The sequence below is a fragment of the Pseudovibrio sp. Tun.PSC04-5.I4 genome (genome assembly GCF_900104145.1).
Taxonomy (GTDB): domain Bacteria; phylum Pseudomonadota; class Alphaproteobacteria; order Rhizobiales; family Stappiaceae; genus Pseudovibrio.
Map to the genome: position 1 here is coordinate 1142153 of NZ_FNLB01000006.1, position 23067 is coordinate 1165219.

General features: G+C 49.7%; 19 protein-coding genes and 2 pseudogenes. 17 read left to right on the plus strand and 4 right to left on the minus strand.

The features are described from left to right. Positions 1–100: 100 nt before the first annotated feature. Together BLS62_RS10295 and BLS62_RS10300 are read left to right on the plus strand one after the other, a co-directional pair. Positions 101–1600: an NCS1 family nucleobase:cation symporter-1 gene (locus BLS62_RS10295; RefSeq protein WP_093180226.1), complete on the plus strand. Its 1500-nt coding sequence runs from the start codon at positions 101–103 to the stop codon at positions 1598–1600. Positions 1601–1682: 82 nt separating this feature from the next. Further along, positions 1683–1970, plus strand: coding sequence for a DUF1330 domain-containing protein (locus tag BLS62_RS10300; RefSeq protein WP_093180228.1), 288 nt, complete (start codon positions 1683–1685; stop codon positions 1968–1970). 72 nt (positions 1971–2042) lie between these two features. Here BLS62_RS10300 and BLS62_RS10305 read toward each other — a convergent pair whose 3' ends face one another. After that, positions 2043–3677 carry an AMP-binding protein gene (locus BLS62_RS10305; protein ID WP_093180231.1) on the minus strand — a complete coding sequence of 545 codons (1635 nt, stop codon included), beginning with the start codon at positions 3675–3677 and terminating at the stop codon, positions 2043–2045. Positions 3678–3737: 60 nt separating this feature from the next. Next, positions 3738–4406 carry a TetR/AcrR family transcriptional regulator gene (locus BLS62_RS10310; protein WP_093180234.1) on the minus strand — a complete coding sequence of 223 codons (669 nt, stop codon included), beginning with the start codon at positions 4404–4406 and terminating at the stop codon, positions 3738–3740. Between the two features lie 132 nt (positions 4407–4538). Between BLS62_RS10310 and dctP the strand changes: the two genes are divergently transcribed. From dctP to BLS62_RS10340, 6 genes are all read left to right on the plus strand, one after another. After that, the gene (gene dctP, locus BLS62_RS10315) at positions 4539–5537 is read left to right on the plus strand and encodes a TRAP transporter substrate-binding protein DctP (protein ID WP_093180237.1); all 999 of its coding nucleotides are present in this window, start codon (positions 4539–4541) and stop codon (positions 5535–5537) included. 58 nt (positions 5538–5595) lie between these two features. After that, positions 5596–6084: a TRAP transporter small permease gene (locus BLS62_RS10320; RefSeq protein ID WP_093180240.1), complete on the plus strand. Its 489-nt coding sequence runs from the start codon at positions 5596–5598 to the stop codon at positions 6082–6084. Then, positions 6081–7343, plus strand: a complete 1263-nt coding sequence (locus BLS62_RS10325; protein WP_093180242.1) for a TRAP transporter large permease — start codon at positions 6081–6083, stop codon at positions 7341–7343. The genes BLS62_RS10320 and BLS62_RS10325 overlap by 4 nt, the downstream gene beginning before the upstream one ends. A 13-nt stretch (positions 7344–7356) precedes the next feature. Then, positions 7357–8766 carry an amidase gene (locus BLS62_RS10330; protein WP_093180245.1) on the plus strand — a complete coding sequence of 470 codons (1410 nt, stop codon included), beginning with the start codon at positions 7357–7359 and terminating at the stop codon, positions 8764–8766. Positions 8767–8998: 232 nt separating this feature from the next. Beyond that, complete coding sequence (locus tag BLS62_RS10335; protein ID WP_093180248.1) at positions 8999–10372, plus strand: alpha-glucosidase/alpha-galactosidase; 1374 nt, start codon at positions 8999–9001, stop codon at positions 10370–10372. A 123-nt stretch (positions 10373–10495) separates the two neighbouring features. Beyond that, positions 10496–11266, plus strand: a complete 771-nt coding sequence (locus BLS62_RS10340) for an SDR family NAD(P)-dependent oxidoreductase (protein WP_093180250.1) — start codon at positions 10496–10498, stop codon at positions 11264–11266. A 33-nt stretch (positions 11267–11299) separates the two neighbouring features. Here the strand turns inward: BLS62_RS10340 and BLS62_RS10345 are convergent, their stop codons facing one another. After that, positions 11300–12187: a helix-turn-helix domain-containing protein gene (locus BLS62_RS10345; RefSeq protein WP_208990802.1), complete on the minus strand. Its 888-nt coding sequence runs from the start codon at positions 12185–12187 to the stop codon at positions 11300–11302. Between the two features lie 220 nt (positions 12188–12407). On the opposite strand from BLS62_RS10345, the gene BLS62_RS10350 reads away from it, so the two are divergent. From BLS62_RS10350 to BLS62_RS10390, 9 genes and pseudogenes are all read left to right on the plus strand, one after another. Then, positions 12408–14450: an ABC transporter substrate-binding protein gene (locus tag BLS62_RS10350; RefSeq protein ID WP_093188753.1), complete on the plus strand. Its 2043-nt coding sequence runs from the start codon at positions 12408–12410 to the stop codon at positions 14448–14450. A gap of 79 nt (positions 14451–14529) precedes the next feature. After that, positions 14530–15552, plus strand: a complete 1023-nt coding sequence (locus tag BLS62_RS10355) for an ABC transporter permease (protein ID WP_093180252.1) — start codon at positions 14530–14532, stop codon at positions 15550–15552. 2 nt (positions 15553–15554) lie between these two features. Next, positions 15555–16673: an ABC transporter permease gene (locus tag BLS62_RS10360; RefSeq protein ID WP_093180254.1), complete on the plus strand. Its 1119-nt coding sequence runs from the start codon at positions 15555–15557 to the stop codon at positions 16671–16673. Between the two features lie 78 nt (positions 16674–16751). Further along, complete coding sequence (istA, locus tag BLS62_RS10365; protein ID WP_093180255.1) at positions 16752–18281, plus strand: IS21 family transposase; 1530 nt, start codon at positions 16752–16754, stop codon at positions 18279–18281. A 12-nt stretch (positions 18282–18293) separates the two neighbouring features. After that, positions 18294–18923 carry an ATP-binding protein gene (locus BLS62_RS10370; protein ID WP_208990803.1) on the plus strand — a complete coding sequence of 210 codons (630 nt, stop codon included), beginning with the start codon at positions 18294–18296 and terminating at the stop codon, positions 18921–18923. Between the two features lie 61 nt (positions 18924–18984). Next, positions 18985–20369 (plus strand): annotated as a pseudogene (locus BLS62_RS10380) (IS3 family transposase); the annotation flags it as partial. A gap of 60 nt (positions 20370–20429) precedes the next feature. After that, a pseudogene (locus BLS62_RS10385) lies at positions 20430–20660 on the plus strand (ATP-binding protein); the annotation flags it as partial. Between the two features lie 45 nt (positions 20661–20705). After that, entirely contained in the window at positions 20706–20852 is a 147-nt protein-coding gene (locus BLS62_RS31020) for a hypothetical protein (RefSeq protein ID WP_159436517.1), read from the plus strand. Continuing rightward, complete coding sequence (locus BLS62_RS10390; protein ID WP_093180257.1) at positions 20845–22467, plus strand: ABC transporter ATP-binding protein; 1623 nt, start codon at positions 20845–20847, stop codon at positions 22465–22467. Before BLS62_RS31020 ends, BLS62_RS10390 begins: the two co-directional genes overlap by 8 nt. A gap of 80 nt (positions 22468–22547) precedes the next feature. On the opposite strand, the gene BLS62_RS10395 is transcribed toward BLS62_RS10390, so the two are convergent. Then, complete coding sequence (locus BLS62_RS10395; RefSeq protein WP_143521536.1) at positions 22548–22898, minus strand: DUF3422 family protein; 351 nt, start codon at positions 22896–22898, stop codon at positions 22548–22550. Between the last annotated feature and the right edge of the window lie 169 nt (positions 22899–23067).

Sequence of the window (23067 nt, forward strand, 5' to 3'; positions counted from 1 at the left end):
CACGAAGCATACGATCCGCATGGGTGCGCGGGTCATTTTTTAAAGCAGCGGGAAATTCAAGAGGGGTACCGCTGCATTTAAAGTGAGGGGGAAATATTATATGTCAGATTCAACTTTAGGCTCAGCTGGCTCGGTCGTACCAGACGAGTTTGGTATTATCCATCAGGAACTCGTCGGCATTGACGCCGATCTTTACAACGAAGACCAGTTGCCAACCGCAGCTGTTGCCCGCACATGGAACTGGGTTTCCATTTCCGCCCTGTGGGTGGGTATGGTCGTTTGTATCCCAACATACATGCTTGCATCCTACTTGATTGGTGCAGGCATGAGCTGGGATCAGGCAGTAACAACCATTCTGCTTGCAAACGCTATCGTGCTCATTCCAATGGTTCTCATTGGTCATGCAGGCACAAAATACGGCATTCCGTTCCCGGTTTTGCTGCGCTCATCCTTCGGTCCAGCCGGTGCTAAGTTCCCGGCGGTTGCCCGTGGTGTGGTCGCCTGTGGCTGGTTCGGTATTCAGACATGGGTTGGCGGATTGGCCATCTATGTCATCCTGAATACCCTCAGTGGTGGGTTGCTGGCAGGTGAGCCGTTGCCTATCCTTGGCATCAATATGGGCCAGTTTGTTTGCTTTATGGCATTCTGGGGCCTGCATCTGTACTTTATCAGAAACGGCACAGAATCCATCCGTTGGTTGGAAACTTATGCAGCACCGTTCCTACTTGTTATGGGCCTTGCTCTGCTGGCATGGGCTTATGTAAATGCTGGCGGTTTTGGTGCAATGCTTTCCACGCCAAGCCAGTTTGATGAAGGCATGCCAAAAGAAGGTCAGTTCTGGTCTGTTTTCTGGCCAAGCCTGACAGGTATGGTGGGCTTTTGGGCAACGCTTGCTCTGAATATTCCCGACTTTACGCGGTATGCAAAAAGCCAGAAGGATCAATTTATAGGACAAGTGATAGGCCTTCCAATTCCGATGGCCTTGTTCGCCTTCATTGCCTCCGCAGTGACCTCAGCAACTGTTGTGATCTTTGGCGAAGCAATCTGGAATCCAATTGATCTGGCAGAAAAAATGGGCGGAATGGGCATCATCATTGCGCTGATTGCACTTGTGGTTGCAACGCTGACAACCAATCTGGCAGCAAACGTTGTGGCACCAGCTCACGGTTTCTCAAACCTAGCTCCAAAATCCATTAATTTGAGAAGAGGCGGCTACATCACTGCGGTCATTGGTGTTGTGATGTTCCCTTGGGTGCTTATTGATCACATTCAGGGCTGGTTGATTGCTTACTCAGCTCTGTTGGGTCCAATCGCAGGCATCATGCTGGCAGATTACTACATCCTGCGCAAAACTAAGTTGATCGTGGAAGATCTCTTCAAGCACAACGGCATCTATTCCGGCTCAAACGGTTGGAACTGGGCTGGTGTGCTGGCATTGGTCATTGGTATCCTGCCAAACCTTCCAGGCTTCCTGGCTGGTGTTGGCCTGACAGGGGCGGCTTCTCCATTCTTTGCGATGGTCTACACCTACGCTTGGTTTGTAGGTCTGTTTGTTGCCGGTCTTGCCTACCTGATCCTTGCGAAGATCCTGAACAAATAGGGTCTGCGCAAATCAGAAGACACCACAAGAAGCGGCGGCATCATGCACGCCGCTTCTTTTTCTTAAAACGAAGGAAACCGGAATGCCTAAAGCCTATTGGATCGCACACGTTACCGTAACAAACCCAGAGCCATACAAACTTTACGCAGATGGCGCGTCAGCGGCCTTTAAAAAGTACAACGCCAATGTGCTCGCGCGCGGCGGTAAGTTTGAAGACCTTGAAGGCGACAATCACCCGCGCAATGTGGTTATTGAGTTTGAAGACATGGAAACTGCATTGGCTTGTTACAACAGTGATGAGTATCAGGAAGCGAAGACGCATCGCGAAAACGCCGGTATCGCGAATATCGTGATCGTAGAAGGTGCATAACTCACCACGTTCAATGCAAAAAAAGAGCCGCTGCGATAAAACAGCGGCTCTTTTTATAAGTGTGTGCCTAATCTAATGATTGCGCAGCTCACGGCGCAAAATTTTACCAACGGTTGACTTCGGAAGTTCCTCCAAAAACTCAACATGCTTAGGCACCTTGTAGGCGGCCATGGCATCATGACAGTACGCCTTAATAGATTCCGGCGTCACATCCTCGCTGCTGCGCACTACAAACGCCTTAACAGCCTCGCCTGTGCGCTCATCCGATGTGCCCGCAACAGCAACTTCCACCACGCCTTTGATTTCGGCAATCACCGCCTCAACCTCCGCTGGATAGACGTTGAAACCGGAAACCAGCACCATGTCCTTCTTGCGATCAACGATCTTGAAGTTGTTGCGTTTGTCCATGATCGCCACATCGCCAGTGCGGAAGAAACCGTCTGGCGTCATTGCATCCGCAGTCGCCTCGGGCTTGCGCCAGTAGCCCTGCATGATCTGCGGACCGCGCACACATAGCTCTCCCGGTTGACCCGGTTCAACTTCCTTGTCATCGCTATCAAGCAATTTGATCTCGGTCAGCGGCATGACCTGCCCGACAGTCTCTGTAAACTCGGTACTATCAAACGGGTTCACAGAAAGGATAGGCGAGGTCTCACTGAGGCCATACCCCTCTATGATATGGTGACCGGTAATCTTCTTCCATTTATCTGAGATCGCGCGTTGAATGGCAGAGCCACCACCCATGGCAAAGCTGTAATTGCTGAAGTCCAGCTCATCGAAGCCAGGTGTATGCAGAAGGCCGTTAAACAGCGTGTTGACACCGGTAATCACACTGAATTTGCATTTGCCAAGCTCTGCCACAAAACCGGGCATATCCCTTGGGTTTGTAATCAGAACGTTTTTAGAGCCAAGCCAGTAGAACGACAGACAATTCACCATCAACGCAAAGATGTGGTAGAGCGGCAAAGCGGTGATGACGATTTCTTCGCCAGCAGACATAAAGCCCTCTGTTGCAGCATCAAACTGCATGACGTTGGCAACCAGATTGCCGTGACTGAGTGCTGCGCCCTTGGAAAGGCCTGTCGTGCCACCTGTATACTGCAGGAAAATCAGATCTGCTGAATCAATTGGTGGTGCCGTGAACTCCAGCTTCTCACCCTTAGTGATAATATGGTTCACAGTATCGCGTTCAACGAACATGTCATGGGCCGGTGGCGAAGGTAGATCAACGCCGGAGGCATCTCCAACATTCGCGATTATGACGTTCTCAACGGAAGTATCGTCAATAACCTCTGCCAATGTCCCGCTAGAGCCAGAAAAGACAAAAACCGTTTGCGTATCTGCATCGTTGAGCTGGTGTTTCAACTCACGGGGGGTATAGAGCGGGTTGACGTTCACTTGAACCAGCCCGGCTCGCATAATTCCAAACATCACCACCGGAAAGGCGAGGATGTTTGGCAGCATGATAGCAACGCGATCACCCTTTTTCAGGCCAAGGTCATTTTGCAGATAGGCCGCAACGGCACGTGATTTTTTATCTACCTCTGCGAATGTCAGCGACTGGCCAAAATTGGTAAATGCCACATGATCTGTAAAACGGCTATTTGCCTCTTCAAATATCTCAACAACAGATCTGTAGGCATTCACGTTGATTGGTTTCGTGAACACCGTTTTTGTTCTTGTCAGAACGCTCAGTGTATCAGTCATAATTCCTCCCAAAAATTAAAACTTCTACTTGTATGTTAGTCCATATTCGCGCAAAACGCTCTAATCATATGAGCCATCATTCAGCATAGTATTGATCTTTAATTGAAGTTCTTCAAAGTCTTGCGGTGGCTTTAATCCCATCACACCCATCGCCCCCATGAAGAGCAAGTCGACCAAATCCTGACTACCAAAATGTGCCGGGCCAGTATCACGGATGGCTTGGTTTGCGACGTAACCGGTAATCAACTGGACGGCGCGGCGTACATAAAGTTGCCAGTCTTCAAAAGGGATTTGATCCTTATAAGGCTCGCTGAGCTCCAAGATGCGATCCATAGTTTCAATTGAAAGTTGCTGAAACCGTTTCCAGATGTCAGGCTGTTTTGTGGAAATTTCGTGAGCGGCTTTATAAACCCCCACATTTTCCTGCAGCAATTTATGGTTCAGCGCGGCTAGAAAATAGAGAACGCTCTCAAGTGAACCGTCAACGTCCTTAAGTTTAAGAATAAGTGAGCGAGCATGGTCCTCATAGATTTCGAACATGCGCTCAAAAAGCATTTCTTTGTTCTTGAAGCGAAAATAGAAATTTCCCGTAGAGGAACCTGCAAGTTGAACGATGTCTGAAACTCGCGCCCGTTCAACACCTTCTTTAGCAAAAATTGTTTTTGCTGCATCCAGAAAGTTTTGTTCAGCTTCGTAGCCACGTTTTTGTTTCGGCTTATAAGATTTCATTTTACAACTCAAACTAGACAGGTAATTCTACTTTTGATAATGGGGGTAGTGTTGTCAAGTTATATCATCATGCAGTTTTAAACTAAAGATAATACAAAAATGCACTGGTGATTTGACTTAGGAGGGGGAACAATGAAATTTCGCGGTTTACTATTGAGTTCTGTATTATCTCTGATCGCATCTACGGGGATGTCAGAGGCTGCAAAAGAGCTCACATTTGCGACAAGTGCCCCATTGGGAACGCCATGGGTTGACCATATGGATGCAATTGCAGAGAAAATCATTACAAATTCGAATGCTGCAATAACAGTTAAACAATTTCATGCAGGCCAGTTGGGAACTGAGCCCGTCATGGTCCAGAAAACAGTTCGCGGTCGCATAGATATTATTGGTACATCTATGACTGCATTTACGACAGTTGTTCCTGAAATGGCTCTCATGGGGGTGCCTTTTCTTTGGGATTCTTACGAGCAGGTCGACTGTGCTATGGATCAGTATTTAACGCCTGTTTTTGAACCTCTTTTCGCAAAAAAAGGCCTCAAATTCCTGCAGTGGAGCGAGCTTGGGTGGGTCCATGCGTTCGGCAAAAACCCACTGCTTACGCTCGGTGATATGAAAGCTTTAAAGGTACGTGCTGCACCAGCCAAATATTCCGTCAATTTCTGGAAAGGGATCGGCGCAAACGGAATCGTATTGCCATTGGCTGAAACTCCATCTGCCCTGCAAACGGGGATGGTAGATGGCGGTGCTCTGCCTGCTATGACTTATATTGCGATTGGCATGAACAAGCTTGCACCTAATCTCACACTATCTGCTCATCTTTACCAGGCTGGTGCAGTGGTTATGAGTATGCGGACCTGGAAAAAACTGAGCAAAACAGAGCAGCAAAATATTTCGGAGGCTTTGGTACCAGTGCAAGGGCTGCGTACTGATGTGCGCCAGATGGCTGACAGCATGATTGTGCGCTACAAGGAATCTGGTGGACCTGTACATGAGCTAAGTGCAGAACAACGCGCTGCATGGAAGGCCGCTGTTGTTCCATACCGCAAGGAGTTGGTCTCCTCAATTGGTGGTTCAGCAAAAGACGTATGGCCGAAGATTCTAGCGGCAAAAAAAGCCTGCTCCCAATAAAATATCAATATTAAAAGGGGGAGCCGCGTTCGGTCTACGCGGCTCTTGATGGCGTTCTATGAGATTGTTTCTAAATGTATTATTTCGGCTGGAAGCAGTGTTTGCTTCTCTGGCCTATGTCGTTGTTTTAGGTGCGATGATGGCGGGTATTATCGCGCGTGAGTTTTTCGGAATATCATTCCTTTACACCAACAAAATTGCGTTATTTGGGGCTATTTTTGCTGGCATGGTTGGTTTGGGGTTAGCAACTGCGTCCGGCAATCACATCAGGCCAAAATTTACAGACGGTTGGATGCCAGAAAACTGGCAAAGCACCCTGAAAAGACTCGGGGATGTCATTAGCGGCTGTGTTTTTTGCGTCGCTGGATACATCTCTGCCCTGCTGGTTCAATCCTCCTACGAAGTCGAGTTTCTGGTGCCTGTCGTTGATTGGCCGTTATGGTGGTTCCAGCTTATTATGCCCTATGCCTTTTTTTCCAACGCATTGAGACATTTCGCTTTTGCGATCATGCCCTCTTTAAAACCTGAAGAGGAAATGATGGAATGACGACGGCTGTTTTCCTGACGTTTATGGTGATTGTACTGCTGGTTTTGCGCCAGAACCTTATTGTCATTCTCTTGCTATTTGGCGGCGCTGTTCAGTTGCTCTACAGCGATGGCGAGCTGATCTACATGGCCGAGGATTTCTGGTCAGCAATGGATCGCGAAGCACTGCTGTCTATCCCTGTTTTCCTGCTTTGTGGGTCAATCATGAGCCGTGGGGCAATTGCAGAGCGACTGGTTGCCGTGCTCAAGGAGCTTACAGGCTCAATTGCAGGGGGGCTTGGTGTCGCGACAATCATGTCCTGTGCATTTTTTGCCGCAATTTCAGGTTCGTCAATGGTCACATTGCTGGCGGTTGGATCTGTGCTTTATCCGGCACTGCGAGAGCAGGGCTATTCCAAGAGCTATTCCCTTGGTGCATTGACCAGCGCAGGGACGTTGGGAGTGGTCATTCCGCCCAGTATTCCGATGATCATTTACGGGATCATTACTGAGACCTCGATTACTGATATGTTCTTGGCCGGGATCATTCCGGGAATTATGCTAACTGCAATACTTGCAGGGTATTCAGCTTGGGTGAATAGAAACATACCGCGCAAAGGTTTCAGTTACACCAAAGCAGGCGCTGCGATCAAAAATGGAATTTGGTCAATTCTGATGCCTGTCATATTGTTGGGCGGCATCTATTCGGGGTATTTTACCGCAACTGAGAGCGCAGCAATTGCTTTAACCTATGCCGTGCTAATTGAGCTATTCGTCTATCGTGAGCTAACACTCACAGAGCTTTGGAAATCCGTGTTGCATACAACTCAGTTATTGGGTGGCCTGCTTCCTATTATTGCCATTGCTTCCAGTTTGAACATGTTGCTCACAACAGAGCAGGTACCTACGCAACTGGCGGAGTGGATGTCCGCTCATGTAGAGCAAAAATGGGTTTTCCTGATTGGCCTGAATATGTTGTTGTTGGTCATCGGATTTCTGATGGAAATCATCTCGGCTATTTTAATCATGGCGCCAATCCTGTTGCCTGTTGCGTTGGCCTATCAGATTGATCCTGTGCATCTTGGCATTATCATGATTATCAATCTGGAAATCGGCCTGCTGACACCTCCTGTTGGCATCAACCTTGTCGTCGCCTCTCAAGCCTTCAAAGAGAGCTTCCTGAACGTGACACGGTCTGTTCTGCCCTTCGTTGCACTCATGTTAGTTGTGCTAATTCTGGTCACGTTTATCCCTACAATCTCGCTGTATTTCGTCACTTAAGGAGCATTTGAAAATGACACATAAAATTCTCAGTATGTCCGCCATTGATGTTTCCAAAATGATCCGAAATGGCGAAACAACATGCTCCGATGTGCTTGAGACACATCTCGTACAAATCGATAAGACAGCGTATTTGAACGCGGTAACAACCAGATATGATGATGTTGCGCGGCAAGCAGCCGATGACGCTGATCAAGCATTAAAGCGCGGTGATACGATTGGCCCTCTCCATGGAATTCCGGTTACGATCAAAGAGAATATTGATCAAAAAGGATGCTCCACCAACAACGGAGTTAAAGCCTTCGCAAATGTGATTGCTTCTGAGGATGCCCCCTTGGTGCAACGGTTAAAAAATGCCGGAGCCATCCCAATTGGGCGGACCAATACGCCGGAAATGTCCTGGCGCTTTCACACAGATAATGTTTTGTTTGGCCAAACGCTCAACCCGTGGAATTCCAAACTGACGCCCGGCGGATCCAGCGGAGGGGCTGGCAGTTCCCTGGCAGCAGGTGTTGGATATATAGCCCATGGTTCGGATTTGGCTGGGTCCATCCGCTTCCCTGCATATTGTTGCGGCGTCTTGGGCTTGCGCCCCTCCCATGGACGCATCCCGTTTTACAATTCCACGGCGGTAAGCGAACGCCCAATGACCATTCAGTTGTCTTCTTCGCAAGGGCCGCTGGCACGGTCCGTTGGGGATCTGAAACTGGCCTATGAAATTATGGCTGGTTCCTCAGATCTGGATAGTTGGTCCCTGCCGAATTTTGAGAGACATGCAAATTCTCCAGTGCGTGTCGCACTCATAACTCCCCCAGAAGCCCATCCACAAATCAACAAGGCTATCGAAACCATGGGCCAGGTTCTCGCGCGTCAGGGATATATTGTAGAAACAGTCTCGCTCGATTTTATCAAAGAGGCCTTCGATCGCTATATGGCTATCCTCATTACTGAGGTGTTTCTGCAAAAGGAACTCATCGTAGACAAGTTTGGCTCAGAGCAGCTTAAAGCCGCCTATGAATATTATGCCCAGATTGTTCCCCCACTCAGTCACGGTGAGTATGCAAAGAGCTTAGCGTCCAGATCTCACTACCACCGCCTGATTGACCAATTTCAACGCAAATTTCCCCTAATCCTTTCACCAATTTGCACAAACCACGCATTTGAGGCGGGCGCGGACATCAAGTCGGTAGAGCACTTGAAAAACCTCATGCAGACAATGACTTATCTCGGCACAATGAATTTTCTAGACTTGCCATCCATGAATGTCCCGACTAAGGGCGTTTTAGAAGGGATTCCAGTCGGGGTTCAACTGATTGGTCCAAGATATGGAGAAGATCTTGTTTTGGAGGCTGCGCGTGTATTGGAAGAGCAGGGTGCTTTGTCTTCTAATCTTGCAATGAGTCCTGCAGAAAATACCTTATGAGGTGAAATATGTAAGGAGATTACACGCCAACTCGCGACAATCTCCTATATTTTGCCAAGGTTACCGGAAATTTAGAGTAGAAAACGGGAAGAAATACACTTTGTTGGCCCTTAGGTTGCTTTCAATGGAAACCTGACCTTTGACTTGAGCCAAATGTGTCTCTGAAGGGTCTCAAACGAACTATGCAATCTTAAAGAACCGGCGGGTTCTGCAAGGCAAATGGGAGAAAAGCATGGCCCGAAACCCAAAAATTACGTTTATTGGCGCTGGTTCAACAACCTTCATGAAAAACATCATTGGCGATGTTCTTCAGCGGCCTGCTTTGTCCGGTGCGCATGTAGCGCTTATGGATATCAATGATGAACGTCTTGGCGAATCTGAAATTGTTGCGAAAAAATTGGTCGCGACTCTTGGCGTATCGGCTACAATTTCAACGCACACAAATCAGAAAGAAGCTCTTGATTCTGCTGACTTTGTCGTCACTGCATTCCAAGTCGGCGGCTACGAGCCCTGCACTGTAACCGATTTTGATATTCCTAAAAAGTACGGCCTCCGCCAGACGATTGCCGATACCCTCGGCATCGGTGGCATCATGCGCGGCCTGCGTACTGTTCCCCATCTCTGGAGCATTTGTGAGGACATCTTGAAGGTGTGCCCAGATGCTGTGATGTTGCAGTATGTTAATCCTATGGCGATCAATACATGGGCGATTGCGGAAAAGTACCCGCAAATCAAACAGGTAGGTCTTTGCCATTCCGTTCAGGGTACAGTGAAAGAACTGGCTCATGACTTGGATATGGATCCGGCCAAAATCCGTTTCCGCAGTGCAGGTATCAACCACATGGCATTCTATTTGTACCTTGAGGAGATCAAGGAAGATGGAACCTATGCGGATCTCTATCCAAAGCTCATGAAGGGCTATAAGGATGGGGTATACCCGAAGCCGTCTACGTGGAATCCTCGGTGTCAGAACGTTGTACGTTATGAAATGCTCACCCGTCTTGGTCATTTTGTGACCGAAAGTTCGGAACATTTTGCGGAATATGTTCCATGGTTCATCAAGCGTGATCGGCCTGATATTATTGAGAAATTTTCCATTCCTTTGGATGAATACCCAGTCCGTTGCGTAGAACAAATTGACCGTTGGAAGTCTCAAGTAGAAGAGTACAAGACGGCAGATACTATCGAGGTTGAAAAGAGCCAGGAATATGCATCTACCATCATGAACTCTGTATGGACTGGTGAACCTGCTGTGATCTACGGAAACGTGCAGAACAAAGGTTACATCACTTCTCTTCCGCAAAATTGTGCTGTTGAAGTGCCATGTCTGGTCGATCGCAACGGCATTCAGCCGACCCATATTGGTAAGCTTCCTCCGCACCTTGCAGCGCTCATGCGCACAAACATTGGTGTTCAGGAGTTGACGGTTGAGGCTCTTCTGACTGAGAACCGCGACCATATCTACCATGCAGCAATGCTCGATCCGCACACCGCAGCAGAACTTGATTTAGAGCAAATCTGGGCGATGGTTGACGAGCTGTTAGAAGCACATAAAGATTGGTTGCCAGCTTGGACTCAAAAGAAGGTGCTAGAGCCAGTATCCTAAGCTAACTAACTGGTTTTAATATAAAATATAGTCCTGAGCGGCTGCCTTGCCTAAGGCAACCGCTCAGTGTATTCCTGATATATCAAGTTAATATGCGAGTGCGCGGCGCTGCAGGGGAAATATATGTCTGATCATGTCACCTTTCACGATCTGAAAGATGCAAGTGTCTTCATTACCGGCGGCGGCGCTGGTATCGGGGCAAGCTTGACTGACGGCTTTATGGCTCAAGGGGCCAGGGTCGCTTTCGTTCAACGTTCTGATGCCTCTGGTTTCGTTGAAGAAATGACGGCAAAGCACGGTGTTGCGCCGTTGTTTATCCAATGTGATGTAACGAATATTGACGCGCTGCAACAAGCTGTTGCGGATGCAGGAAAGGCACATGGTACCGTGACTGTTCTAGTGAACAATGCAGCTAATGACACGCGTCATGACTTGCAAGGGTTCACGCCAGATCAGTGGGACGCATCCATGAATGTAAACTTGCGCCCGCATTTCTTTACAGCTCAAGCTGTCGCACCGGCAATGAAAGTTGCAGGTGGTGGGTCCATCATCAACTTCTCCTCCATTTCCTACATGATGGGCAATGCAGGTTACCCGGCTTATGTGGCATCTAAAGCAGCGATCACCGGTTTGACTCGCGCTCTTGCGCGCGAGCTTGGCCCGGACAACATTCGCGTAAATGCATTGATGCCGGGTTGGGTTCTGACACAACGTCAGAAAGATCTTTGGGCGACGCCGGAAGGTCTAGCGGCACACTTGGTGCGCCAATGTTTGAAAGCACATCTTGATCCGGACGACATTATTGATGCGACACTGTTTTTGGCATCCAAAGCAAGCCGGATGATGACCAGTCAGGCTATGGTTGTTGATGGTGGTGTTGTTGTTACTGGGTAAGCGACAAAAGGGCGGATCAGAGCCTCTGATCCGCTAAATCTTACCCACAAATCGTGTCTGCTTACGAAAAGCTGCAGGTGATGTGTGGAAATGGTTCTGGAAAGCTTCATAGAAGCTCGAAAGCGACCTAAATCCTGCGTCCATCGCAATGGAAAGGATTTTCATTTCAGATTCCGCCAACAACATGCGGGCATGAGAAAGTCTGACACGCGTCAGGTGTTCCTTGATCGGGAGCCCGACAATCCGCTTGAACAATGTCATTGCATGGCTTGGCGATAAGCCGACATATTCGGCAACACCTGTCACTGAGATATCTGATGTGTGGTTTTCGGAAATAAACCGAAGCATTTCCTCTACATGCAGCATAGATTTCCCACGGCCAACAACAGTCTTTGCCTGCCGATAGTCATGGTGCAGTGTATCCCAACCCTCAAGTGCAAGACGCGTGAAACGAGCCGATATCTCGCTAAGTACCAGTTTTCGCCAGTTTACATCGTCTTTATTGTATTCGTGTGCCCATTGTCCAAACCGAATAGCATCAATTTGACATGCGTTTAGATTACAGATCACATCACCAGAAATTAGGGCGTCGGTAATATGAGTCGGCAACCCCCATTGCAGTATCTGGGCAAAGGATATGTAAACATTCACCATATCGCCATTGCCACGAACATCCACAACCCCATGAGGGGCGGCGCCCCAGAAACATACCATATGTCCGGAGTTTACCGTGACATGACTTCCAGAAAAAGAATAATCCATTTCGCAGTCAATTAAGAAATTCACTTCAATTGAAGCATGGTGATGATAAGGTATTCTCGAGAATACCTTAGGTTTATGCCGCCTGATAAGGAAATTATCCGTGGACGGAATGACACTTTGATCAAGATATTGGCGATATAAATCTTCGTTTGAACTCAAATATACTTCCTCCCCAAGCGTAATTATTCAAGATGGCCAATCGCAAGGCGCGTCTCATTCTCCCATAGTCCAATCAAGCCTCAATGGAATATAGTATAGAGAAAATTTGAAATTAGAAGTCGCTGCGAAGATTATCGGAATTTATGAGTAGATATCCGGAAGAAATGAACCTGCTTAGGCAGCAATGATGGCATCGGGAGAAACCAACGGGGAGGACGATATGTATTCCAAAAACATTTTTTCAAAAATTTGCATGCTTGCAGGAGTAAGCGCAGTCGCAGTATCAGCTGGATCTGCTATGGCAGATAAAATGCCAGTTGAGCAGTCTATGCTAACATGGAACACCAAAGGCGCAGTGAAAACTGAATTGTTGTCAAGAAGTGATCTGTGGAGCTACAAAAAACTGCAGACCTACAACGAAGCACCATTTCTGTCTGACATGGTGAAGGAAGGTCTTTTGCCTCCTGTTGCAGAACGGCTGCCGAACGAACCACTTGTGATGAGCACAAAGGCAATGTCCGATGGTATCGGTGTCTATGGCGGTATCTTCAGACACGTAATTGGCGGTCGTCCAGAAGGTTGGAACTGGCTCGCTGGCCAGACGCAGGGCTGGGGCGGCATCAATATGGCCGTGCAGGAGTGTCTTGTTCGCAATGGCCCACTGTGGCAGGTGAAAGCTGAAGAGCAATCCGGTCCACTTCCTAACCTTGCAAGAAGCTGGGAATGGAATGAAGACAAAACCGAGCTGACTATGCACCTGATTGAAGGCGCGAAATGGTCTGACGGCAATATTTTTGATACCGAAGACATTCGTTTCTGGTGGGAAGATAACGTTCAGGATGCAAACGTTGCTTCCCGTATGCCAAAAGGTGGACTTGGTGAGGGAACAACCCTTGAAGTGCTGAGCGACTATAGCTTTAAGTTTATCTTCAGTGAGCCTCAGGGATTAGGTGTACTTAAGTCACTTGCATATATTCAGGGGTGCCCTGGCCCAGCACATGTGTTGAAAGATAAACACCCGAAATACAATACTGAGGCGAGTTACGAGGATTACCGTAACGCGCAGCCTGCAGATGCGGTGCCACCGGTTGTCATGGGCGCATGGGTTCCTGTTCGCCATAAGGCAGATGAACTGGTTATTATGCGTCGCAATCCATATTACTGGAAGACCGACGAAGTTGGTAATCAGCTGCCATACATCAACGAAATGCACTTCAAACTGACCACTTGGTCTGACCGCACCACGCAGGCAGTTGCTGGCACGGGTGATTTTTCCAATATGGAAAACCCGGGCAACTTCGTTGAAGCACTCAAACAAACACTTTCAAAAGATGCTCCGGTAAAAGCAAATTTTGGAACTCGTGTACTTTCTTGGCGCGTGGAGTTGAATTTCTCCGAAACAAACGGAGTTCACGACGAAGTAGATGCTGAGCTGCGCACGTTCTTCCGCAATAAAGACTTCCGTGTTGCAATGAGTCATGCGTTGGATCGTCAGTCCATTGGGCAGTCTGTTGCACGTGGTCCATTTATGTACCCGTACACAGGCGGCTTTTCTAGCGGCTCACCTTTCTATGATTACGACAGTACTGTGTACTACCCGTATGACCTCGCAAAAACCAACGCTATGCTGGATGAGCTTGGCCTGAAAGATACGGATGGCAATGGTGTCCGCAACCTTCCAGGAACTGGAAGTGATCTTGAAATCGACCTCATGGTCGAACGCGCGCAGGTCACAGATAAGAAGCAGGTGGATGCCATCATTCTGATGTTGGCAGAAGCAGGTATTCGCGTGCTCGTACGTGGTGTGGATGACGTTACATCTGCATCAAAAAACGGCGATTTCAATATGTTGATCCGTCGCCGCGAATGGAATATTCCAACGCGTGAAACTTGCAGACAACTTCCTATTGCAAATAGCTGTCCAGATTTCCATCTTTCTGGTGCAGATGGAACGCGTGAGTTAATGGACTTTGAAGTTGAAATTGTTGATGCCTACAAGCAAATCCTGGCAAGCTGGGATCCTGTAACTTCTGCAGAAGCGGCAAAGAAAATCCAGAACCTGTGGACCGAAAACGTTTACACAATCGGAACTGTACAGTCTCCTGCAGCGCTGCTGGTCAACAAGCGTGTCAAAAACGCTCACCCAGGGACGCCCGTCAATATGTTTGAATGGGCAGAAGACGGGGTGGTTCGTGAGCGTTTATGGACTCCAAAAGACCAACAATTGAAAGAACTCCTCCCAAATACGATCGCTAAATACTAAAGCGAAACAGGCGGGCCATACGTGGCCCGCCTTCAAAATAACAAGAATGAAAATTGCTCATAGTCGGGAGGGCTATTAAATGGGCTTGTTACGCTTTATGGCGCAACGTGCCGCAGCCACGCTCTTGCTGCTCATCGGAATCTCCATAGTTTCCTTTGCTATTATTCAAGCTGTACCGGGCGACTACGTGGACATCTGGATGTCCAAAACAACGGCGCAAACAGGTCTGTCCCGAATGGAGCTGGAACCGCAAGCCGTTATATTGCGCAGTCAGCTTGGGTTGGACCAGCCCGTTGTTGTCCAGTATTGGCGTTGGATCTCAGGCATTGTAACAGCCGGTGATTTTGGTCAGTCTTTCTTCTTCACCAAGCCCGTAACAGAAGTTATTGCCCTGCGTTTACCCAGGACGCTTGCGCTCGCTTTTACTGCATTGGTGCTTGCTCAGGTTATTGGTGGGTCCCTCGGTGTTTACGCGGCAATGAACCAGTACAAGCTTGGTGACACGCTCTCCACTGTGGTCGCGTTTATCGGTATTGTAATTCCTAAATTCGTGATCTCCCTCGTTATTCTCTACTACTTGGCGTACGTTTGGCATTCTCCCTATATAGGTGCCCTGCAATCACCTGCGTTTATTCTTCAAGACCACTGGAACCTTGCCAAGCTTTGGGATTTTCTAAAGCATGTATGGCCAATTTTGCTCATCTCCATCTGGGCAGGGCAGGCCTACACACTGCGAATGATGCGCGGCAATCTGTTGGACGTGATGAAAGCTCAATATATTGAAACTGCAAGGGCTAAAGGTCTGTCCCGCCGCCGTATTATCTTGGTGCATGCAATTCCCAATGCGTTGCACCCAGTCATCATGAATCTCGGTAGCCGTTTTGAATACATGATCAAGGGTGAGATCGAGATCGCAATTGTATTAGGTGTCCCAACAATTGGCCCTCTGATCCTGTCTTCTGTTGCTGAGCGCGATATGTACGTTGTCGCTGCAATCTTCATGCTCGTTGCCATGATCATGGTGATCGGAAACCTCGTCGCCGACCTGCTTCTGGCGGTTGTAGATCCTCGTGTTCGTCAAGCTGCGATGGAAGGAAACTGATAATGGCTCAGATTGATAGTGACGCCATCTCTCATGGTAGTGTTGACGCCGAAGTCCTTGCCAGCAACCGCCCGTCCATCTCTTATTGGGGATTGGTGAGCCGCCGATTTCTGCGCAATCGTTATGGAATGATAGGTCTTGTTGCCTGTCTTCTTATCTTCACGACCGCAATTTTTGCAGGGTTCATCGCGCCATATGGACCTCAAACAGCGGATAGAACAGCTCTTTACTCACCGCCACAGGGAATTTATTTTTTTGCGGAGGATGGGGCTTTGACCATGCCTTATGTCTCCGGTTTTAAAGAGGAAATGAACCCGCAAACATTTGAAATAAGCTTTATACCAGACCCAACAAAGGCCACGCCGCTTTCTATGTTTGTTAGAGGCGAGCCCTGGCAGTTTTTGGGATTGACATTCACAACGCGCCTGTTTGGAACGCAAACCGCTACTAAATTCCATATATTAGGCACAGACAACCTTGGCCGAGACGTATTCTCGCGCATGATTTATGGAACACGCATCACATTATTGATGGCCTTGATGGTTGTTGGGGCAGCTTGTGTGATCGGGGTTATTCTTGGTGTGAGTTCCGGTTATTTTGGTGGCCTTTATGACCTTGTCATCCAACGATTGGTGGAGTTCATCAAGGCGTTCCCGGATCTCCCTCTATACTTGGCCCTTGTTGCTTTGCTTCCGCGCAGAGCAGAACCTATGAGCATATTCATTATGTTTGCTTGTATTCTGGTGCTGCTGAGATGGGCGGATCTGTGCCGAGAGCTGCGCGGGAAAGTTTTCTCAATGCGCAATCTGGAATATGTCCGGGCTGCAGAAGCTGTAGGCGCGTCGAGTTCCAGAATTATTAGTGCTCACATCGTTCCCAATACATCCTCGCATATCATTGTCTGGACCACTTACCAGCTGCCGGAGGTTATCCTGCTGGAAAGTTTCCTGTCCTTTCTTGGTGTTGGCATTCAACAACCGATGGTGTCTTGGGGCAGCATGCTCAATCAGATTCTGGATTTCCAGTCCTTCAGCGCGGCTCCGTGCGTATTCCGGGGCCATCCGGCCACCGATTCCGATAGCATCCGGCCACCGATTCCGGAACATCCGGCCACCCCCTAATTTGCAACTGTTTATCTAGCTGCGAGGCGATCTGTAGCAGGCTACTGTTCCGTTCTTTTTGAGCTGGAAAGAGCCTTTATGAAGAGATTGCCAATGCGGAAGATACGGGAAGCTTTGCGGCTTCGAGGGGATGGATTTTCAGGACGTCAGGTGGCGCGGAGTCTGTCACTTGGACGTGCAACGATATCGGAGTATTTCCGGCGCGCTGATCAGGAAGGTCTGCGTTGGCCGCTGCCTGCCGATCTGTCTGATGTGGAACTTGAGCGCCGTTTGTTCTCTCATTCTCCCAGCGAAGTGCGCCTCGCCGTTCCTCACCCTGACTGGGTGTATGTTCATGCCGAGTTGCGGCGCAAGGGTGTGACGCTGTTGTTGCTTTGGGAAGAGTACCGGGCGGTTCATCCTGACGGCTTTGGCTATAGCCGGTACTGTGAACTTTACACCCGTTGGTCAGGTAAGCTGTCGCCGGTGATGCGCCAGTGTCATCCTGCGGGCGAGCGTCTGTTTCTCGATTATGCGGGTCAGACCGTGGATGTGGTTTGCCCAAAGTCCGGCAAGGTGCGCACGGCACAAATCTTTGTCGCCACCTTGGGGGCCTCCAGTTACACTTATGTTGAAGCCAGTTGGACGCAGAGCCTGCCTGATTGGATATCCAGTAATGTCAGGGCGTTTGAGTTCTTCGGCGGCGTGGCCGCACAACTGGTACCGGACAATCTTAAGGCGGGTGTTACCAAGGCCTGTTTTTATGATCCGGCGATCAACCGCACCTATGGCGATATGGCCAACCATTACGATACGGCGATTGTTCCAGCCCGTCCGCGTAAACCCAAAGATAAGGCGAAGGTGGAAGGCGCAGTTCTGATAGCTGAGCGCTGGATTTTGGCGCGGCTGCGCAATCAGCGGTTCTTTGGCCTTGATGAGGTGAACGCTGCGATTCGCCCACTTCTGGATCAGCTCAACGGCAAGGTCAGTCGTCATCTAGGTGCCAGCCGCCGTGATTTGTTCGAACGCCTGGATCGGTCAGCGCTGAAGCCGTTGCCGATTGAACCATACGTATATGCCGAATGGAAGCAGTGCCGCGCAGGTTTTGATTACCATGTTGATATTGGCCGTCACTATTACTCGGTACCCCATCAATTGCTAAAACAAAAGCTATGGGCACGGATCACCGCACGTACGGTAGAGGTCTATTTTAAAGGGCAAAGAGTGGCTTCGCACGCCAGAACCTGTGGCAACCACCAACATTCCACGCACCGTGATCACATGCCCGCGCACCACCGGTTCCGTGAAGACTGGACACCAGAGCGTATCCGACAAAAAGCCGCGCGGATCGGCGCAAATGTCGAAGTATTTGTCGGTGTGATCATGCGCAAGCGGCAGCACCCTGAGCAGGGATATCGCAGCTGCCTTGGCGTGATCAAACTAGCCAAAGCCTTCGGCTCGGGTCGTCTGGATGCCGCCTGCGAACGCGCGCTTGAGATCAACGCACATTCCTACACATCGCTGCATTCCATTTTGAAAAATGGTCTGGATCGCAAACCTCGAACCCGTGCCACGGAAGAGCCTGCAATCACACATCCCAATATCCGTGGCGCGGATTACTTCCATTGAAAAGGACCAGATATGCTTGATCACCCAACGCTGGATCAGCTCAAAACACTTAGGCTCGACGGTATGGCAGAAGCCTTCACCGAGATGCAATCTCAAGACGGCACTGCCGGGCTTACCCATGCTGAATGGCTGGGACTACTCATTGATCGCGAGACAGCCAGCCGTGAGACCAAGCGGTTCGAGAGCCGCATGCGCGCAGCAAAATTGCGCCATGTCGGTGCTGCCCCTGAGGACGTTGATTACAAAACACGGCGTGGCCTCGACAAAGCTCTGTTCCAGCAGATACTGACTGGGCGCTGGATCAAAGACAAACGCAATCTGATGATTACAGGCCCCTGCGGGGTCGGCAAAACCTGGCTGGCCTGCGCTTTGGCGCAAGCCGCCTGCCGTGATGGCGTTACCGTGCTCTATAAACGTATGTCACGCCTCTTTGATGAACTCGAACTGGCCCATGGGGACGGGCGTTTCCCACGGGTGTTTAAAGCGCTGACCAAAACCCAACTGCTGATCTTGGACGACTGGGCCCTCCGTGCCAATAAGTGTGAGACATTCCACTGGCCAAAGTTTACACTTGATGGCGTAGGAGAACGAACCCATGGTTATGCCTTCACAGACACCGCTTTCACCCGATACTGGACCTGATGATATTGTGCCCCCGCCACCGCCAACCCGCATGGTGACAGCGCCAGTGCAGCCTACAGCCGAGTTGACCGCTATCCCTAAGCGGAGAAGTTTCACAGCCAAATACAAACTGCGCATTCTGGACGAGACGGACCAAGCAGCAGACACAGGTGGTGTTACAGCCATTCTACGGCGCGAAGGGCTTTATTCTTCTGCGCTAACGGATTGGCGTCGGGCGCGCGCTGCAGGCTCATTGGGATCATTGCAGCCGCGTCAACGTGGCCCACAAAAAGCACCCGCCAACCCATTACAGGCCGAACTGTCCAAGGCTAACCGTGAAGTTTCAGCACTACGGCGGCGTCTGGACCAGGCGGAAGCCATCCTTGCAATCCAAAAAAAAGTGGCGACATTGTTGGACGAGATGGAGCAGACGCCAGAGCGCAGCGGCAAGTCATGATGGCCGTCGCGATTGCTCTGCCCTCAGGCAGCGGCCTGACCTCAGCCGTTTGCTCCGCGCTCTCTTTGTCGCGGGCAAGCGTTTTTCGCCATCGCGCTACATTGGCTGCTCCGCCACGCGCGGTAAAGCCACGTCCCCCCTCAGCGCGTGCCTTGCCGGAAAATGAACGGGCTCGGGTACTGGACCATCTGTGTGGGCCCAGGTTTACCGACCAGACCCCCACCGAGGTATTCGCCACTTTGCTGGATGAAGGCACCTACCTCTGTTCGATCCGCACGATGTATCGGATACTGGCCGCTCAGGGCGAAGTCATTGAGCGTCGCCGTCAGCGCACGCACCCTGTCTATCAAAAGCCGGAACTTCTAGCCGAAGCTCCCAATCAGGTCTGGTCTTGGGATATTACCAAGCTGATGGGCCCGGTGAAATGGTCTTACTTCTATCTCTATGTCATCTTGGACATCTTCAGCCGCCGTGTTGTTGGCTGGCGCATTGAGCAGGCCGAAAGCGCCAGCCAGTTCAAGGAACTGTTCATGGATGCGATGGGAAAGCATGCTGTTCCACGCGATCAGTTGACATTGCATGCCGATCGTGGCGGGCCAATGAAGGCAAAGACAACGGCTCTGATGCTGGTGGATCTTGGTGTGCTCAAATCCCACAGCCGACCCCATACCTCAAACGACAACCCGTTCTCAGAGGCCCACTTCAAGACGCTGAAATATCAGCCCGAATTCCCCAGGAAGTTTGAAACCATCGAGCAAGCTCGCGACTTTTGCCGCAGATTCTTTGCATGGTACAACGAACAACACCATCATGCAGGCATCGGACTCATGACCCCTGATCAGGTCCACTTTGGACAGGCCGAGGCTGTCTATGCCGCACGCCAAGCAACTCTCGAGGCTGCGTTCATCAGTACACCCGAGCGCTTCGTACTAAAACCGCCAAAACCACCTCAAATCCCGACGGCCGTCTGGATCAATCCACCAAAGCCAGAGAAAGAAAATCAAGCTTAAAGTCCAAATGCCACTGTCTCAAAGTCGTTGACACGTTCCGGGGGGCCGGAGCGTCTCAACGCCAGCCAACGACGTGACATGATGGAAATCGTTGAAGATCGATACGACGCTGGATCAATTCTGATCACAAGCCAATTGCCCACCGACGCATGGCATGATGTGATCGGCGAACCCACCTTCGCTGATGCCATCCTCGACCGCCTCATACACAACGCTTACCGCGTCCAACTCGAGGGACAGAGCATGCGAAAAAACAAACTCAAAACAGGTGACGAAAGCACCCAAAACTGATAATCAAAACTCAGGCCTCGCAGCCGCCAAACAAGGGGTGGCCGGATGTTCCGGAATCGGTGGCCGGATGCTCCGGAATACGCAGCTCCGTGGATGATGGCTCCTGTTGGAATGATTATCGTTTCCGTTCTCGCTTTTAACGCAGCAGGCGATGGCCTTCGTGATGCAATGGATCCCTATAGCAATGCCTAGTCTTGACCAAATTGAACACAAAGACCTTCTCTGCATTCAAAATGTGGCTGTCAGCTTCAAAACAGTCCTTGGCAAAGTGGATGCGGTTAAGGGTGTCAGCTACTCAGTTGCCAAAGGTGAAACCCTTGCAGTGGTAGGGGAATCCGGCTCTGGTAAATCTGTAACAGCCCGCGCGATTATGGGAATGCTGGCGGAAAACGCTACGCTGCATAAAAATGCGCAAATCCATTTTGATGGACGTGATCTTACAGCTCTCAGTGAATTGGAGTTCCAAAAGATCCGCGGCAATCGCATTTCCATGATCTTTCAGGAGCCGTTGACCAGCCTCAATCCAGTGTACCGCATTGGCGGGCAGATCGTTGAGATGATCCGTACGCACAAGCGGATTTCAAAGGCTGCAGCAAAGATTGAAGCGATCCGGCTGCTGGAAGAAGTGAGAATGCCAGACCCGGAAATCCGCTTCAGCCAGTATCCACACCAACTCTCTGGCGGACAACGTCAGCGTGTTATGATTGCCATGGCCCTTGCAAATGAGCCGGACCTTCTGATTGCGGATGAACCAACCACAGCGCTGGATGTAACGGTACAGGCCGAAATCCTGAGCCTGATGCAAGACTTGCAAACCAGACACAACATGGCGATCATTTTGATTACCCATGACTTAAACGTGGTTCGTCAGGTCAGTGACCGCGTTTGCGTGATGCGGGCAGGGGAAATTGTTGAAACCGGATCAACTGAAAAGGTCTTCAGCACTCCATCTCACCCATACACGCGCCATTTAATCGATAGTGAACCAACAGGCTTCCCTGATGCGTTGAAAGCAGGTCTACCTGAAATCGTGAGTGCAGATAAAGTGCGCGTGGTGTTCAGCTCCAAACATGGTAGCTTCCTGAAGCGGAAAACCAGAGATCTGGTCGCAGTCAACGACATCTCCTTGTCGATCAAGACCGGCGAAACACTTGGTATCGTTGGAGAGTCTGGCTCAGGAAAATCGACACTCGGCATGTCTATCATGCAATTGTTGAAGACAAATTCTGGGGTAATTACCTTCGATAATAAGCGCATCGACAATCTGACCAGGAAAGAGATGAAGCCGCTGCGAACCGATATGCAGGTTGTGTTTCAGGATCCATTTTCCTCGCTTAACCCACGTATGGTTGTTGGGGAGATCGTTGGCGAAGGATTGAAGGTTAACAATATCGGGGCATCGAGCAAAGAACGTCAGCAGATGGTTGTTGAGGCACTGGATTCTGTACAAATGCCCCGCAGTGCGATGGACCGGTTCCCTCATGAATTTTCTGGTGGGCAACGCCAGCGTATAGCGATTGCTCGCTCCATCGTTTTGAAACCTAAGTTTATGTTGCTGGACGAACCCACATCTGCACTGGATCTGTCGATTCAGGCGCAGATTATTGAGCTGCTCAAAGATCTGCGTGAGAAGTTGAGCTTGAGCTATCTTTTCATCAGTCATGATTTGAAGGTGATCAAAGCACTTTGTCATAATGTGATGGTCATGCAAAATGGCAATGTGGTTGAAACCGGAAGAACCATAGATGTGTTGCATAATCCGCAAACTGAATACACCCAGCGCTTGGTTTCAGCTGCGTATTTGTAAAAAAAATTGCACTGGAGGCGTTTGACCTCCAGTGCATAATACGAGCCATCGTGCGCTCTTTTGACTTTCCTGAGGGGGGACTAGAGCCCTCCAGCAACAAAGGGAACAGCAAGCGCCATCCGCAGTGTTGGTTCTACCGGTGAGCCAAGCGTTTTTGCACCTTTGAGCGCGTATCCAATCAAGCTGGTCACATAGTAGATGTCCGCTTCAACTGATTGCCCAGATGCCTGTAGCAATACCAGCAAATGAGCAGGCTCATGACGTTTCTGCTCATCCTCCAGCATAAAAGTATACTGAGCAATATCCCATTCACCTTCCAAAGGCACAAAGGGCCGTGCATGTCTCTCGTCGAGAAGTTTTTCACGTTCGGGATGGCATCGAAAGTTATGTGTTGGCGCAGGTGCATCCAACATGTCCTCAATCTGGCTCAAAGCGTTTCCCCTCTTTAAGTCAGAAAGGAGAGTGTTGAGCAAAGTCAGGAGTGCGGCCAGAGAATAATCATTATTGCGGTGTAATGTCGCATCTGCCTTTTATGCGGTGTTGTCTCAAGATTGGATGATTGTTGCATGCACCCGCGAAAACAATGGGTTTAATTTGTCA